17 protein-coding genes are annotated in these 16155 nt (G+C 58.9%); 7 read left to right on the forward strand and 10 right to left on the reverse strand.

Annotated features, from left to right (window positions below):
* Positions 1 to 5 precede the first annotated feature (5 nt).
* The 9 genes from ACQZ45_RS09140 to ACQZ45_RS09180 form a co-directional block, all read right to left on the reverse strand.
* Positions 6 to 872: a D-amino-acid transaminase gene (locus tag ACQZ45_RS09140; RefSeq protein ID WP_003514109.1), complete on the reverse strand. Its 867-nt coding sequence runs from the start codon at positions 870 to 872 to the stop codon at positions 6 to 8.
* Positions 873 to 892: 20 nt separating this feature from the next.
* Positions 893 to 1951 carry a P1 family peptidase gene (locus ACQZ45_RS09145; RefSeq protein WP_003514107.1) on the reverse strand — a complete coding sequence of 353 codons (1059 nt, stop codon included), beginning with the start codon at positions 1949 to 1951 and terminating at the stop codon, positions 893 to 895.
* A 143-nt stretch (positions 1952 to 2094) separates the two neighbouring features.
* Positions 2095 to 3063, reverse strand: coding sequence for a sugar kinase (locus ACQZ45_RS09150; RefSeq protein ID WP_113292354.1), 969 nt, complete (start codon positions 3061 to 3063; stop codon positions 2095 to 2097).
* A 49-nt stretch (positions 3064 to 3112) separates the two neighbouring features.
* Positions 3113 to 4171 (reverse strand): sn-glycerol-3-phosphate ABC transporter ATP-binding protein UgpC, encoded by a 1059-nt coding sequence (locus ACQZ45_RS09155; protein ID WP_113292355.1) that lies wholly within the window; start codon positions 4169 to 4171, stop codon positions 3113 to 3115.
* Positions 4172 to 4203: 32 nt separating this feature from the next.
* A complete protein-coding gene (locus ACQZ45_RS09160) occupies positions 4204 to 5040 on the reverse strand; it encodes a carbohydrate ABC transporter permease (RefSeq protein ID WP_003504003.1) in 837 nt (278 codons plus the stop codon).
* Complete coding sequence (locus ACQZ45_RS09165; RefSeq protein ID WP_111795904.1) at positions 5040 to 5978, reverse strand: carbohydrate ABC transporter permease; 939 nt, start codon at positions 5976 to 5978, stop codon at positions 5040 to 5042. Before ACQZ45_RS09165 ends, ACQZ45_RS09160 begins: the two co-directional genes overlap by 1 nt.
* A complete protein-coding gene (locus tag ACQZ45_RS09170) occupies positions 5978 to 7309 on the reverse strand; it encodes an ABC transporter substrate-binding protein (protein WP_113292356.1) in 1332 nt (443 codons plus the stop codon). Before ACQZ45_RS09170 ends, ACQZ45_RS09165 begins: the two co-directional genes overlap by 1 nt.
* Before the next feature lie 104 nt (positions 7310 to 7413).
* Positions 7414 to 8070: a GntR family transcriptional regulator gene (locus ACQZ45_RS09175; RefSeq protein WP_065662132.1), complete on the reverse strand. Its 657-nt coding sequence runs from the start codon at positions 8068 to 8070 to the stop codon at positions 7414 to 7416.
* 21 nt (positions 8071 to 8091) lie between these two features.
* Entirely contained in the window at positions 8092 to 8976 is an 885-nt protein-coding gene (locus ACQZ45_RS09180) for a dihydrodipicolinate synthase family protein (RefSeq protein WP_003504010.1), read from the reverse strand.
* 280 nt (positions 8977 to 9256) lie between these two features.
* Here ACQZ45_RS09180 and ACQZ45_RS09185 point away from each other — a divergent pair, with 280 nt between their 5' ends.
* The 7 genes from ACQZ45_RS09185 to rutF all read left to right on the forward strand — a co-directional run bounded on the left by ACQZ45_RS09185 (position 9257) and on the right by rutF (position 14538).
* Positions 9257 to 9868: a biliverdin-producing heme oxygenase gene (locus tag ACQZ45_RS09185; RefSeq protein WP_113292357.1), complete on the forward strand. Its 612-nt coding sequence runs from the start codon at positions 9257 to 9259 to the stop codon at positions 9866 to 9868.
* Between the two features lie 463 nt (positions 9869 to 10331).
* Entirely contained in the window at positions 10332 to 11423 is a 1092-nt protein-coding gene (gene rutA, locus ACQZ45_RS09190; protein WP_003504013.1) for a pyrimidine utilization protein A, read from the forward strand.
* Entirely contained in the window at positions 11420 to 12160 is a 741-nt protein-coding gene (gene rutB / locus ACQZ45_RS09195; RefSeq protein ID WP_003514094.1) for a pyrimidine utilization protein B, read from the forward strand. The genes rutA and rutB overlap by 4 nt, the downstream gene beginning before the upstream one ends.
* Positions 12161 to 12186: 26 nt before the next feature.
* The gene (gene rutC / locus ACQZ45_RS09200) at positions 12187 to 12573 is read left to right on the forward strand and encodes a pyrimidine utilization protein C (protein ID WP_003492069.1); all 387 of its coding nucleotides are present in this window, start codon (positions 12187 to 12189) and stop codon (positions 12571 to 12573) included.
* A gap of 14 nt (positions 12574 to 12587) precedes the next feature.
* The gene (gene rutD / locus ACQZ45_RS09205) at positions 12588 to 13379 is read left to right on the forward strand and encodes a pyrimidine utilization protein D (protein ID WP_162736267.1); all 792 of its coding nucleotides are present in this window, start codon (positions 12588 to 12590) and stop codon (positions 13377 to 13379) included.
* A 17-nt stretch (positions 13380 to 13396) separates the two neighbouring features.
* Positions 13397 to 13987: a malonic semialdehyde reductase gene (locus ACQZ45_RS09210; protein WP_113292358.1), complete on the forward strand. Its 591-nt coding sequence runs from the start codon at positions 13397 to 13399 to the stop codon at positions 13985 to 13987.
* A 26-nt stretch (positions 13988 to 14013) separates the two neighbouring features.
* Positions 14014 to 14538 (forward strand): NADH-dependent FMN reductase RutF, encoded by a 525-nt coding sequence (rutF, locus tag ACQZ45_RS09215; protein WP_013636774.1) that lies wholly within the window; start codon positions 14014 to 14016, stop codon positions 14536 to 14538.
* Positions 14539 to 14709: 171 nt separating this feature from the next.
* On the opposite strand, the gene ACQZ45_RS09220 is transcribed toward rutF, so the two are convergent.
* Entirely contained in the window at positions 14710 to 16143 is a 1434-nt protein-coding gene (locus ACQZ45_RS09220) for an NAD(P)(+) transhydrogenase (Re/Si-specific) subunit beta (RefSeq protein ID WP_003514086.1), read from the reverse strand.
* Between the last annotated feature and the right edge of the window lie 12 nt (positions 16144 to 16155).

Genomic DNA, 16155 nt, shown 5'->3' on the forward strand with positions numbered 1-16155 from the left:
CCCGGTCAGATCGCGGTGCGGTGGGCGTTTTCGAGATAGAGCGCGCGCAGGCGTTTCACCATCGCGCCTGGTTTGCCATCACCCACCGGCTTGCCGTCGATCTTCGTCACCGAAACCACGAAGTTGGAGGCGCTGGTCAGGCAGGCTTCGTCTGCGTTCATCGCCTCTTCCAGCGTGAAAGGCCGTTCTTCCAGCGTGAAACCGGCCTCCTTGGCCAGTTGCAGGGCGGCAAGGCGGGTGCAGCCGGGCAGGGTCTTGTTGCTGTTGCCGCGGGTGATGATCTTCCTGTCGCCGGTGATGATATAGGCGGTGGAGGATGCGCCTTCGGTGACGAAACCATCCTCGATCATCCACGCCTCATCGCAGCCTTCAGCCTTGGCGATGCGTTTTGCCATGACCTGCGGCAGCAGGCAGACGGTCTTGATATCACGGCGCGCCCAGCGCTGGTCGGGAACGGATTTGACCGCAATGCCGGCCTCTTCCACGGCGGTGCCGACGAGTTTCTTGGCCTGCGTGAACATCACCAGCGTCGGCTTCAAATCGGCGGAAAACAGGAAGTTGCGGTCTTCCGCGCCGCGCGTCAGTTGCAGGTAGATCATGCCTTCGACAAGGTTGTTGTCGGCAATCAGGCGACGTTCGGCCTCGACGATTTCCTTTGTTGTGACCGGCAGCGGCACGTCGATTTCGCGGGCGCTGCGTTCCAGCCGCGCCATGTGCAGGTCGCTGTCGATCAGCTTGCCTTCGAGAACGGAGGTGACTTCATAAATGCCGTCGCCGAACAGGAAGCCGCGGTCGAAGATGGAAAGGCGGGCTTCCGCCTCGGGCAGAAATTCGCCGTTGAGATAAACGATGCGACCGGATTGGCTAGTCATGAAAACTCCGTCTGGAAAAGTCAGGCTGAAAGAAGGGTTTTAAGGGTATCGATGCAAATGGCCTCAACCGTTGCGGCCTTGCCGGTTCCAGCGTTGAAGCCTGATGTTGTTGTTGACGCGCAGAGCGAATTGAGGATCGCCTCCTCGGTTGCCTCTATTGCGGCTTCGAAGAGCGGCGAGATCGCATCGTTGGAGAGCTCAGGATAGTCTGTAACTGCCTTACGGCGTGCGGGCGTGCGGCGAAGGCGCTCGTTGGTCGAAAATGCCAGCGCGTAATCGCCGGAACCATTGCTCAGTGCCGCACCGGTGCGCGAGAGGCCGCCGAAGCTCCTAGCGGCCAAGCGCTTCAAATTGCGCGAAGACAGCGGCGCATCGGTTGCGATGATGATGACAATCGAGCCGTCCTTGTCCTTGTGCTCCGGGCTCACATAGGCTTTGCCACAGACGAGAAGATGGCCGCCATAATTGGACTGCACGAGAACGCCGAGCGTATAGGCCTCCCCCGCGACGGTGACGATGCGGGATGCGGTTCCGATGCCGCCCTTCATGCCGAAAGCCACCGTGCCGGTCCCGGCTCCAACGCCGCCCTCGGCCACCGGGCCTGTGGCAGCGTTTTTCAGCGCGGCCGAAATTTCCTCGACGGTCGGGCGTCCAGCGCGGATGTCGTTGAGGCGGGAATCGTTGGTCTCTCCGACGACCGCATTGATCGACACCACTTTTTCGTTACCCGGCTGCGCCAGTGTGTGGCGGTTGATCGTCTCGATTGCCCGGCCGGTTGCAAGCGTATTGGTGAGGATGACAGGCGTTTCGAGTTCGCCGAGTTCCTCGATCTGGGTCGAGCCGGCAAATTTGCCAAAGCCGTTATAGACCGCAAAACCCGCAGGCACCTTGTCCTGAAAAAGATTGCCGCCATGCGGCAGGATCGCGGTTGCGCCGGTGCGGATCGTGTCGCCTTCGATGACGGTCGAATGGCCGATCGTCACGCCTTCGACATCGGTGATGGCATTGAGCGGGCCGGTCTCGAAATGGCCGGGCGGCAAGCCGATATCGCGCAGTCTCGGGCGGGTCGTCTGATGCATCGGGCGATCACTTTTGCGGAATGCAGGCTCAAGGTGGAACAAGCGCGGCTTGCGAAAAGCTTTGCTCTGACTTGACGTTAGCCTAGTTCGCCGGGAAACGGCATCGCAAAAATGGAATAGTTTTATGCGGGCAATGGATGCGCTCAGAAGGCGCGTAGCGCCGGTCCCCGTTCACGCTCCCGCTCCAGCCATTGCCGCATGGCTTCCTCGGTCTCTTCGCGTGTGGGCGCCCCGATGCGACCACCGAAGACCGTGCATTTGAGCGCAGCGGCAACGGAGGAGAGCCGGATGGCGGCGCGGCTTTCCATGCCTTCGGCTATGGCAAGCGCAAAGGTGCCGTGGAAAATGTCGCCTGCCGCCAGCGTATCCACCGCCTTGACCTGCATCGTTTCCTGAAAATGGACAGTGGGATCGCAAGCTTCCGTCCACCAGCAGCCTGCCGGTCCGGCGGTGACGGCGATGAAGGTCTGCGGGTAGCGGGCGTGCAGCACCGGCAGCATGTCCTCTACCGTCTCAAGCCCCGTCAGCCGGGCGGCGGCGGGTTCGGAAAAAACGATGTGGGTCGCGGCGGGTGCGAGCTTTTCGAGGGTTTCGACCGGCGCGACGTCGCCGTCGAGAATGGCGTGTTTGCCGAGCGCGCGTGCCACATCAAGAACATCGAGCGCCAGTTCCGGCCAGCGAACATCCACCAGCACGGCGTCGTAAGCGGCGAGGTCCGCTGGTGTGCAGGAGCGCTTTTTCTCATACAGCCTGTGATCATAAAAAGGCACGATCAGCCTCTCACCGCGATCATCGATAATGATCGTGGAGAGTGCGGAGCGTGCGCCGGCGGCGACTGTCATGCCTGTGGTGTCGATACCGCTTTCGGCGAGATCGCGCAGGATACGGGTTCCGGTCTCGTCGTCGCCCACAGCACCCCAAAGGCTGGCGCGGCCGCCCATGCGGTGCACCGCATAGGCTGCGCTGGATGCCATGCCCTCGGCGACCTGCAACATTTCGTAAGGCAGGACTTTGCCTTCGCCCTTTGGCATGTCATGGACGCGAAACAGGGTGTCGAGCACGGCTGCACCCACGCACAGCACATGTTTGCGGCTCTCGTGTTGGCTGTCCATGCCCGTCACCCTATGTCTTTGTCTTACGCAATTTTACTCGGCATGCGCCTTAGATGCGCTTGCTGGTTGCCTTGTCGAAAAGGTGAACCATTTCCGGGTCGATGGCGATATGGATCGTATCGCCGAACCGCACGTCCAGCCGCTCACGGAACAGGCAGGCGATCTCGTCGCCCTTGCAGTTCAGCTTGGCATAGATTTCCGAGCCTGTGCCTTCGACCAGTTCGACCCGGCCTTCGATACCGCCGCTTGCTGCACGGATATGTTCCGGGCGCACGCCGTAGACGAGGTCGCGGCCGCCCAGTGCGGCGATGTCGCTGTTGGCGGGCAGGGGAAGGCTTAAGCCCTTCACGGTGCGGAACACGCCTTCTTCGACGCGTCCACGAATGAAATTCATCGCAGGCGAACCGATGAAACCGGCAACGAAGAGGTTGGCCGGGCGGTCGTAAAGCTCCAGCGGCGCGCCGATCTGCTCGATCACCCCGTCATGCAGCACCACGATCTTGTCGGCCATGGTCATGGCTTCCACCTGGTCGTGGGTGACGTAGATGGTGGTGGTGCCGATGCGCTGGTGCATGGCCTTGATCTCGCCGCGCATCTGCACGCGCAGCTTGGCGTCGAGGTTGGAAAGCGGCTCATCGAACAGGAAGACCTGCGGATCGCGCACCAGCGCGCGTCCCATGGCCACACGCTGGCGCTGGCCGCCGGAAAGCTGGCGCGGATAACGGTCGAGCAGCTTGTCCAGCCCCAGAATGGCGGCGGCCTTGTCGACCTTGGCCTTGGTTTCGTCGGCGCTCACCTTCTTCAGCTTCAGCGCGAAGCCCATATTATCCTTCACCGTCATGTGCGGATAAAGGGCGTAGTTCTGGAAGACCATGGCGATATCGCGGTCGCGGGCGGGCAGGTTGCTGACCTCGCGTGTGCCGATGTGGATTTCGCCGTCGCTGACTTCCTCAAGCCCCGCAATCATGCGCAGCAGGGTGGATTTGCCGCAGCCGGAAGGGCCGACCAGCACGACGAATTCGCCATCCTTGATATCGATATCGATGCCGTGGATGATATTGACCGCGCCGAAGCGCTTCTGGACGTTTAGAATATTGACCGGTGCCATGTTTTTGGTTCCCGTATTTTTAATTGGTTGATTCAGCCGCCCTTGACGGCGCCGGCGGTCAGGCCCGCCACGATCTGTTTCTGCGCGAACATGGTGAGCAGCAGCACCGGCAGCGTCACGATCAGCGCGGCTGCGGCAAGCGGTCCCCAGCTCACCTGTTCGAAGGACAGCATGTTGTAGACCGCCACCGGCAGGGTACGCGTTTCACGGCTGGCCAGCACGATGCCGAAGACGAAGTTGTTCCACGAGAAGATGACCGCGAGGATAAAGGAAACGACGATGCCGGGCTTGGCAATCGGCAACGCCACCAGCCGGAACACCTGCCAGGAGGATGCGCCATCGATGCTTGCCGCTTCTTCCAGTTCCTTCGGCGTGGTTTCGAAATAACCGATCATGATCCAGACCACGATCGGAACCGTCACCACGAGATGGATGATGATCTGCGGCCAGAGTGTGCCGAGCAGGTTCAGCCATTGGAACAGCAGGAATAGCGGAATGAGGAAGGAGAGGCCGGGCGTCATACGGGCGATCATGATGACGACAGCCGACTTTTCCGCCTTCAGTCGGGCGATGCCGTAACCGGCAGGCACGCCGATCACCAGCGCCAGAATAGTGGCCGCACCGGTGACGAGCACCGAATTCCAGAAATAGAGGAAGAAATTATTCTCCTCGAACACCTTCACATAGTTCGACCATGCGAAACGCTCGGGGATGAGGATCGGCGGATAGGCGCCGTTGTCGATTTCATATTTCAGCGACAGCGAGATCATCCAGATGAAGAACAGGATGACAGGCGAAATCATCACCAGCGCCACGAAAAACAGGCCGATGCGGTCGAGGTTTTTACGTTTGAGCAATTGGCGAGCCATCAGCGATCCTCCATCTCGTTCCATTGCGCACGCTGGCGCACCATCAAAAGCACAAAGGACAGCGCCACGATGATGATGAAGAAGACAACGGCCATGGCCGAGCCGTAACCGATGTCGTAGTAGGAAAACGCCGTGTTGTAGAGGTAGATGTTGATGGTTTCCGAGGCCGTGCCAGGGCCGCCCTGCGTCATCGCGTAGATGATGTCGAAGCTTTTGACGGCATCGATGGAGCGGATGATGACGGCGATCATCAGGAACGGCGCGATCATCGGCATGGTCAGGTAACGAAACTTCTGCCAGGCGTTGGCGCCATCGATTTCGGCGCTCTCATAGGGTTCGCGGGGTACTGCAGCCAGTCCGCCGAGCACGATCAGCATGACAAGCGGCGTCCATTGCCAGGTTTCCACCAGCACCAGCGAGGGGATGACGGTGGACTGGTTGTAGATCCATTCCAGCGGTCCGATATGGATGAAGGACAAGAGATAGTTCAGAACGCCGAGCTGCGGGTGGAACATCATGGTCCAGACGAGCGCGATGGCGACCGGGGTCGCCATCATAGGCATCACGAACACGCCGCGCAGAAAACCGCGCAGCGGAAACTGCGCATCGAAAACCAGCGCCGCCAATGTTCCCAGAAACAGCGGAGCGACGACCGACAGCACGGTATAGATGAGGGTGTGCCAGAGCGATTCCCAGAACCTCACGTCGCTTGCGAGCCTTATATAGTTATCGAAACCGATAAAGCTCTGCTCCTGTCCGAGAGTCCAGCGATGCACGCTCATCCACAGGGTGAAGACCCACGGAAAAACGATCACCGCCGAGATGACGACAAGTGCCGGTATAACGAAAGGCCAGTAGTTAGGAGCAAGCCTTGCGGGCCTGCTCCCTTCTTTCCGGCTGACGCCTGTTTTGGTGTTTTCGATGCTCACGGAGACCATTATCCCTCGCTACGCGCCAGAACGGGTGCGAACTGTTCCGTCGCTTTTTTCAGCTCAGCTGCCGGGTCGGCGCCGCCGATCATGTTGGTGAGGCCGACGCCGTAGATGTCGCGGAATTCCGTGACCGGAATGATGACCGGCAGGGCAAGCTGCGAGACCTTGCCGGAACCGACGACCGCATCCAGCCAGGCGGCCGGCATCTTCACGCCCTCACGCACCTTCTGGTCCTCGAGGATGGACTGGCGGAACGGCACGCCTGCACCCGCCTGCAACAGGCGCGCGCCCATGTCGTGCGAGATCGCCCATTGGCAGAAGAGGTAGGCCGCTTCCTTCTTGCTGCTGGCTTCGACGACACCAAGGCCATCGCCGAAGGTGCCGGCCGCCTGTACTGCCGGGCCCTTCGGCATGACACCGTAACCGACCTTGCCGACCACGCGGGATTTTTCCGGGTTTTCGATCGGCGGTGCAAAACCGACGCCATCAAACCACATGCCGATCTTGCCCTGAAGGAAGGCAGACTGCGCTTCGGCCCAGTTGAAGCCGGAAACGCCGGGAGGGGCGGCTTTGGTCATCAAGCGTTGATAGAGTTTCGCTGCCTCGACCGCTTCCTTGGATTCGGTGTCGACCTTTCCGTCCGCGCCGATCGGCTTTGCTCCGTAGCCCAGCATCAACGAAGTCCAGACCGGGGTGTTGGCGTTCTTCAGGCCGCGGGCGACGAAACCGTAGGTGTTGGTTGCGGGATCGGTGATCTTTTCCGCTGCCGTCACCAGTTCCTCGAAGGTCTCAGGGTATTTCAGGCCCTTGGCTTCGAAGAGTTCCTTGTTCCAGTAGACGATCCAGTAATCCACCGAGAATGGCAGCGAGCGCAGCACGCCGTCTCTATCCTTGGCAAACAGCATGCCGGCTTCGGCGAAATCCTTTTCGACGAGGGACGGATCGGTCAGCGACGGGTCCTTCAGGAAGCCGCTGATATCGGCCAGCCACTTGCCTTTTTCGAACTGTCGCTTCTGCACGTGGTAGCTCAGATGCACAACGTCGAAGCTTGGCTTGCCGGAGGAAAGCTCGATTACCACCTTCTGGCGCTGCTGCTGTTCAGGCGTTGCTTCGGCATTGACCTTGATGCCGGTCAGTTCCTCGAATTCGCCCAGATATTTGATCAGCGTTTCGCTGCGCGGGCTTTTGACCAGGTTGACTTCAAGCGTGGTGCCGGCGTGTTTTTTCCAGTTCACCGCCGCCGATGCGGGGCGGATGCCGAGCACCGCGCTGCCACCGATCGCTGCCGTGCCTGCCAGAAAGGCGCGACGCGTTGGGTTGAGCAATGAATGCGTCATGTCAGTTCTCCTCCAGTTAGCCGGAAATTCTCCTCACCTCCGGCTTGTTGCTTATTTTCATGCAATTCCGGCCAGGACCTTTCTTCTGCCCTACCGGAATTGCCCTATACTGCCAGCGCCCTGTCCCTTGCGTTGCGGATATGGGCGGTCAGCCGCTCCACGGCGTCTTCGACGGATCGCTTCTCAATGGCTTCGAGAATGGCGAGGTGTTCTTTCATCACCGATTTGACATGGCCTGCGATGCGAAAGCGCTCCTGATTGATGAGGCGCATCTTGATGGAATTGACCCTGTAGGCGTTCGAGATGATCGAATTGCCGAGACTATCGATGAAGGCGTCGTGCATGCCCCAGTCCACCTGCTGCGCGTGCTGGTCCAGCTCTGGCGATTCCCCACCTTTTTCCGTCGCCTCGACGATATCGCGGTGCTGTTTCAACAGCTTGGCGATGGTCTCGTCCGAGGCCGAACGCGTAAAGAGCGCCACGGCCTCCTTCTCGAGAAAGATCCGGAACTGGAACGCCTCGCGGATGAGGTTGATGTCGATATGGGCGACCTGCAATCCCCGCTGCGGCACGGTCTTGATCAGACCTTCCGCCTCCAGCCGTGGAATTGCTTCCCGGATCGCGCCCAGCGGCAGACCCGTCAATTCCACGAGGCGGCGTTGCGAGATGAATTGCCCAGGGCGAACGTCGCGCGAGAGAAGGTGATGCGTAAAGCTTTCATACGCCCGTTCCCGCAATGTCTGTTCGCCGGTATCGTCCATGCTCAACCTTTCAAGGTCTGTTCAGGCGGCCTGTTTGCGAAACAGCGCGTCGAATGCGCCTTCGATCTGCCGCCGGCCCTCCGGTGAAATGGCAACGAGCGGCGCGCGCACGTCAGACCAGATATTTTCCCCTGTCGTGTGTGATACCAGCACCTTGACGGCGGGCGTAACCGGAAATTTCAGAAGTTCCACAACAAGATCGACGATGCGTGCATCGTCCTTGCCGTCAACGGCCATGGCGCGGACTTCCTGCGTCAGGAAATTGGCAACGCCGGAGATGGCTCCCTGACCGCCCAGGCGAACGCCCTTGGCCAGATCACGCTCATCGCCGATCAGAATGGCGAGATCGCCGTGTTCTTTCAGCAGGCGCTCTGTGTGGCTCCAGTTGCCTGAGGAGTCCTTCACGCCGGTGACGATGCCCGGAAACGCTTGTCTCAGCCGCCCCACCAGTTCGACCGACAGTGTTACCATGGTCACGGAAGGTATGTTATAGACGAGAATGTCGCGCGCGCCCTTGCCGATCTTTTCGAAAACCGCCGAGAACCAGGCAAACAGGCCGTCATCGCTGACATTCTTGAAATAGGATGGTGGGGCGAGAAGAATATTGCGGGCACCTGCGTTCAGGGCCTCGGCGGACTGGTCGGCTGCATCCTCGATGGAATCCACGAGAACGCCGGTGACCAGACGGGAAGGCGCAATGCCTGCCTCAATGAAGCGGGAGAGAATGACCTGCCGTTCGCGGCTGCCGACGGAGCATCCCTCGCCGGTGGTGCCGAAGAGTGTCACGCTGTCGCAACCATTTGCAAGGCAACGGCGGGCATGCGCGATCATGGCGTCTGTATCGACGGTTCCGTCAGTTTTGAAAGGGGTCGTCAGTGCTGCCGAAAGGCCGAATTTCTGGGTCAATTAAGATGCTCCTCCAAGATGGCTGCAGATTGATGGCACACTGACATGTTAGTTGTAAAGCGGTAATTACAGAATGATTGTTCGGTAGGCTGGAACGGGGGGAATTGGCTTCTAAAGCTGCCTCAGGATCGGTGTTGCGCCCGGTGGGGCATGGAATGTTTACACCGGTTTACGCGAATGCCATTTTTTAGCGATGCACAGGAAAAATGCTAAAATAAATTTGACTGTTTAAGTAAAGATTTTTATCAGGCAATCTGAATATGGGATAAAGGGAAGCGTCATGACCATTGTGGAGCCAGCAGCGCCTGTGGAAGAGATCGAGCAGAGCCGCGTGAAGCGCCTGAGGGCTGCCACGCGTGGCGCGCATGGTGGTCTCGATACCTTCATCATGGCAGCGAAGCCGTTCGAGAGCCGGGAGAACTTCGGCAAATTCGTGGAAACGCAATATCTTTTCCATCGCGACCTCGATGCGTTTTTCTCCAATGAAACGCTTGATGGCCTGCTGCCTGATCTTAAGGGTCGTCGCCGTCTCTCTATGATAGAGCAGGACCTTGCCGATCTGGGACACGCCATTCCTGAAACAAACGAGCCGCGCTTTACCAGCGAAACGCCGTTCGATCTACCTGAGGCCATGGGCTGGCTTTATGTGGTCGAAGGCTCGAACCTCGGCGCGGCTTTCCTCCTGAAAGACGCAGCCAAGCTTGGCCTCACCGAAGAATTCGGCGCGCGCCATCTGGCCGGCGCTCCGGAAGGGCGCGGCCTGCATTGGCGTACCTTTACGGCCGCGCTCGATGAAATTTCACTGACCATCGAAGAAGAGGAGCGGGTCGTCGCCGGCGCCGAAGCCGCCTTCAGGGCCGTGCATGCCTACGCGCAGCAACGCCTCGGTTGAGGTTTTGGCATAGCTTGTCGCTGGTTGTCTTCACAGCGCTTGAAATGCCTCGTTGCACATTCGTGCTGACCTCGTCTTAGCGCCCCACGCCGTCACCCCGGGCTTGGTCCGGGGTCTAGTGCGATCAAGTGCTTGATCGCGCGGGGCTCTATTGGCGGCGCGGACGGGCCGCGGCTGGATACAGGATCAAGTCCGGCGTGACGGAGGAGTGGTTTTCGGCTGTCGTGCAACGCTTCAGAACCATTGTGAGAGCTACTCATTTCCCGCACATTGCGTTCGATATTTGCCGAATAAACAGGCATGTTAATTTACCAAATGATAAAAATTTTATCTTTTGGTAAAAAGAAATTCGCCTCCAAAAAATTATCCAATTGATAAAATTATTTTTTTTCGTCTGGCACGGAACCTGCTACTCTTTCTTCAAATCAGGAAAACGCCTGATGCCAAAAAAGGGAACAGCAAGATGGAAGTTGGTGTTTTTATACCGATCGGGAATAATGGGTGGCTCCTTTCCGAGAACGCGCCGCAATACAAGCCAAGCTTCGACCTGAACAAGGAAATCACGCTGAAGGCGGAAAAGTACGGCTTCGATTTCGCACTGTCGATGATCAAGCTGCGCGGCTTTGGCGGCAAGACCGAGTTCTGGGACTATAATCTGGAATCCTTCACCCTGATGGCGGGCCTCGCCGCCGTGACCTCCAAGATCAAGCTGTTCGGCACCGCCGCCACGCTTGTCATGCCGCCGGCCATCGTTGCGCGCATGGCGACGACGATCGATTCCATTTCCGGCGGGCGTTTCGGCATCAACCTTATTACCGGCTGGCAGCGTCCTGAATACAGCCAGATGGGCCTTTGGCCGGGCGACGATTATTTCGGTGATCGCTATGAATATCTCGGCGAATATACCTCCGTGCTGAAAGAGTTGCTGACGGAAGGGCAGTCGGACTTCAAGGGCAAGTTCTTTCAGATGGATGATTGCCGCATGAAGCCGGTGCCGCAGGGGGATGTGAAGCTCATCTGCGCCGGTTCCTCCAATTCCGGCATGGCGTTCTCTGCCAAATTCGCCGATTACAGCTTCTGCTTCGGCGTCGGCGTCAATACGCCAAAGGCTTTTGCACCCACCAATGAGCGACTTCTGGCGGCAACGGAAAAGTCGGGTCGCGAGGTTAAATCCGTCGTGCTGACCATGATCCTCGCGGAAGAAAAATCCGAGGATGCCTGGGCGAAGTGGGAGCATTACAAGGCGGGCGCGGATGAAGACGCGATCAAGTGGCTCGGCCTGCAGAGTTCTGTCGACACCAAGTCCGGCTCCGACACCAATGTCCGGCACATGTCCAATCCCGTCTCGGCGGTCAATATCAACATGGGAACGCTGATTGGCTCCTATGAGGAAGTAGCGGCGATGCTGGATGAAATGAGCGAAGTGCCGGGAACGGGCGGCGTGATGCTGACCTTTGACGATTTTCTCGAAGGCGTCGAAAAATTCGGCAAATATGTACAGCCGCTGATGAAGAGCCGCCAGCATGTGCTGGCCGAACTGGAGGCAGCGGAATGAGTGAAGCCGTCGTGGCGGGTTACAAGGGGCCGGAAAGCCGTTCGGAAAGTGTCACACTTCCCGCAAGGCCGGAGCCGATTACCCTCAAGCCCAGCGAGACCGCCGTTGTCGTGGTCGACATGCAGAACGCCTATTCGACCGAGGGCGGTTATGTCGATCTTGCCGGGTTCGATATTTCCGGCGCCAAGGGCACCATCGCCAACATCAAGAAGACGCTGGATGCAGCGCGGGCGGCAGGTGTTCAGGTCATTTATTTTCAGAATGGCTGGGACAAGGATTATGTCGAGGCCGGTGGGCCGGGTTCGCCCAACTGGCACAAGTCCAACGCGCTGAAAACAATGCGCAAAAGGCCTGAATTGCAGGGCCAGCTGTTGGCCAAGGGCACATGGGACTATGCCATCGTTGATGAGTTGCAGCCGCAGCCCGGCGATATCTTGGTGCCGAAGACGCGTTATAGCGGCTTCTTTAACACCAATATGGACAGCGTTCTGCGTGCCCGCGGCATCCGCAATCTGGTGTTCGTCGGCATCGCCACCAATGTCTGCGTCGAAAGCTCGCTGCGCGACGCTTTCCATCTCGAATATTTCGGGGTGATGCTGGAGGATGCGACGCATCATTTGGGCCCGGACTATATCCAGCAGGCGACGGTCTACAATGTCGAGAAATTTTTCGGCTGGGTGGCGACCGTCAATGATTTCTGCGGCGTCATCTCGCAGGCCGCACCCGTCAGGGATTGATCCCCAAACACAAAGAGGAGAATGAAATGCCGAAGAAGATCGTCGTGCCTGCCGGTACAAGCAAACCCATCGCCCCTTTTTCGCCGGGAACCCTTGCCGATGGCGTGGTTTACGTTTCCGGTACGCTGCCATTCGACAAGGACAATAATGTCGTGCATGTGGGCGATGCCAGCGCCCAGACACGCCATGTTCTGGAAACCATCAAATCCGTTATTGAGACCGCCGGCGGCACGATGGAGGACGTGACGATGAACCACATCTTCATCACCGACTGGGCGAATTATCAGGCCGTAAACACAGTCTATGCCGAATATTTCCCCGGCGACAAGCCCGCGCGTTATTGCATCCAGTGCGGCCTCGTAAAGCCTGATGCACTGGTGGAAATCGCCACCGTCGCACATATCGGCAAGTAAGGCGAAACGGCAAAATGATGCATTTCGAGGTTCATGGCCGGGCCGAGCCTGAGGCGCCCACTATCCTGCTGTCATCGGGACTGGGTGGATCGGGCGCCTATTGGGCGCCGCAGATCGAGGCCCTTTCCAGCCATTTCCGGATCGTTACCTATGACCATCGCGGAACTGGCCGGACCGGCGGCGAGGTGCCGGCGGATGGCGGCATATCGGCGATGGCCGATGATGTGCTGGAGATCGTCTCGGCGCTGAACCTCGAAAAATTTCACTTCATGGGCCATGCGCTTGGCGGTCTGATCGGACTCGATATCGCGCTTCGCAAGCTCGGCCTCATCGACAGGCTTGTTCTTATCAATGCCTGGAGCAAGGCCGATCCGCATTCCGGGCGCTGCTTCGATGTGCGGATCGAGCTTCTGGAAAAATCCGGTGTCGAGGCTTTCGTGAAAGCCCAGCCGCTGTTTCTTTATCCGGCGGCCTGGATGTCAGAGCATCAGGAGCGGCTGGCACGTGACGATGCGCATGGCGTCGCGCATTTTCAGGGCAGGGCGAATGTGCTTCGGCGCATCGCGGCGCTCCGGGCCTTTGATATCGACGCGCACCTCGGCGAGATCGGCAATCCGGTTCTGGTAGTGGCAACCAGGGACGATCTTCTGGTGCCCTATACCCGGTCGCTGCGTCTTGTGGAGGGTTTGCCGCAAAGCGAGCTTTGCCTTCTCGATTTCGGAGCGCATGCGGTCAATATCACCGATTCTGACCTTTTCAACGCGCGGCTTTTGCAGTTTCTGCTACCGGCAACACAAACATTCTGACGGGATTTGAGAGTAAAATGACGAGAGCATTGGACGACGCTGCATTGGCAACACTTTTCACCGAGGCACGCACCCACAATGGCTGGACGGACAAGCCAATAGGGGATGAGACGGTGACAGCGCTTTATGACCTGACGAAGATGGGGCCGACCTCGGCCAATTGCTCGCCGGCGCGTTTCGTGTTCGTGCGCAGCCTGGAAGCCAAGGAAAAATTGAGGCCAGCGCTTTCTTCGGGCAATCTGGAAAAGACCATGGCAGCACCCGTCACGGTCATCGCTGCCATCGACAGCGAATTTTACGAGAAGCTGCCGATGCTCTTTCCCCATGCCGATGCGCGTTCCTGGTTCACCTCCAGTGCGGCGATAGCCGAGGAAACGGCATTCCGCAATGCCACGCTGCAAGCCGGTTATCTCATTCTTGCCGCCCGCGCGCTCGGGCTTGATACCGGAGCCATGTCCGGTTTCGACAAGGGCAAGGTGGATGCCGCATTTTTTGCGGGTACGACGTGGAAATCCAATTTCCTCATCAATCTTGGTTACGGCGATCCGTCGAAGCTGTTCGGCCGCCTGCCGCGACTTGCGTTCGAAGACGCCTGTGTTCTGGCTTGAGGGCCTGTTAAGGAAGGATGGTTTAGATGCGGATGATGTCTCTTGAAAAGGAAGCGGAAATGGAGACGAAGACTGCACAGGAACGCAGCCTCGATTATAGAAACGCCATGGCGCGGCTCGGTGCGGCAGTCAACATCGTCACCACGGACGGTGCGGCAGGCCGTGCGGGATTTGCAGCGACGGCCGTTTGCAGCGTTTCCGACAATCCGCCCACGCTTCTCGTCTGCCTCAACCGCGGCTCTTCCGCTTATAATGTGGTGAAGGGCAATGGCGTCATCTGCGTCAACACGCTTGCTTCCAAGCACGAGGTGCTGAGCACCCTGTTCGGCGGCAAGACACCGGCGGAAGAACGTTTCGCTGCCGGAAGCTGGGGCGTGCTCGAAACCGGCGCTCCAGTTCTGGAAGACGCACTGGTCTCCTTCGATTGCCGCATTCGCGAGGCACATGATGGCGGCACGCACGATATCCTGATTTGCGATGTCGTCGATATGAAGATCAATGAGGGCGACGAAGCACTGATGTATTTCAACCGGCGTTACCGGGTGCTTTGAGAGCGGTCTCTGGGGCCGGTTTACCCTTAACTCACGATCAGCTATTTGCGCGCCGTCATCCTCGGGCTTGTCCCGAGGATCTGCAACCGGGACAAGCCCGAGGATGACGGCGGAGTTTTCTTTTCACGTCAGTAAGAAGGGCGCTCCCGGAAACCGGAAACGCCCTTTTCATCACTTGATCAGCGGCAAAAGATCGTTGATCGACTTCTTCGCATCGCCGTAGAACATGCGGGTGTTGTCCTTGTAGAACAGCGGGTTCTCGATGCCGGAGTAACCCGTGCCCTGGCCGCGCTTGGAAACGATGACCAGTTTGGATTTCCATACTTCCAGAACCGGCATGCCGGCGATGGGCGAGTTGGGATCGTCCTGTGCCGCCGGGTTGACGATGTCGTTGGAGCCGATGACGATGACGACGTCGGTATTGGGGAAATCGTCGTTGATCTCGTCCATTTCCAGCACGATGTCGTAGGGCACCTTTGCTTCGGCGAGCAGCACGTTCATGTGACCGGGAAGACGACCCGCAACCGGGTGGATGGCGAAACGCACGGTCTTGCCGTCGGCGCGCAGCTTGCGGGTCAGTTCGGAAACGGCCTGTTGTGCCTGTGCCACCGCCATGCCGTAACCGGGCACGATGATGACGCTGTCAGCGTCGTTCAGCGCTGATGCCACGCCTTCGGCATCGATTGCCACCTGCTCGCCCTCGATTTCCATCGCCGGACCCGTCGTGCCGCCGAAGCCGCCGAGGATGACCGAGATGAAGGAGCGGTTCATGGCCTTGCACATGATGTAGGACAGGATCGCACCCGAGGAGCCGACAAGCGCACCGGTAACGATCAGGAGATCGTTGCCGAGCGTGAAGCCGATGGCCGCCGCCGCCCAGCCGGAATAGCTGTTCAGCATCGAGACGACGACAGGCATGTCTGCGCCGCCGATACCCATGATCAGGTGATAGCCGATGAAGAAGGCGGCAAGCGTCATCAGCACCAGCGTCCATGCGCCAGCACCGTTGCAATACATGATGAGCAGGACGAGCGACAGGATCGCGGCACCGGCATTGAGGACGTGTCCGCCCGGAAGCTTCTTCGCCTTGCCGTCCACCTTGCCGGCAAGCTTGCCGAAGGCGACGACGGAACCGGTGAAGGTGACGGCGCCGATGAAGACGCCGAGGAAGACCTCGACCTTCATGATTGCCAGTTCTACCGGCGTCTTGTGGGCGAGGAGGGCGGAAAAGCCTGTCAACAGGGAGCGCGCCGTCTCATCGAGCGAGGCGACATGCGCTTCCTCGATATGGGCGTTGAAGCCGATGAAGACGGCGGCCAGACCGACAAAGGAGTGAAGTGCTGCAACAAGCTGCGGCATCTCGGTCATCTGCACGCGGTTTGCGACGAAGTAGCCGAGAACGGCGCCACCCGCCAGCATTAGAAGTACGATGAACCAGTTGCCGACATCAGGTCCGAAGACCGTGGCGACAATGGCAAGACCCATGCCTGTTATGCCGTACCAGACGGCGCGCTTGGCGCTTTCCTGCCCGGAAAGACCACCGAGAGAGAGGATGAATAGAACGGCTGCGGCAACATAGGCCGCGGAAACGATACCAATGGTCATTATGTGTCCCCT

The sequence above is a fragment of the Agrobacterium sp. 16-2014-1-2a genome (assembly GCF_053522705.1).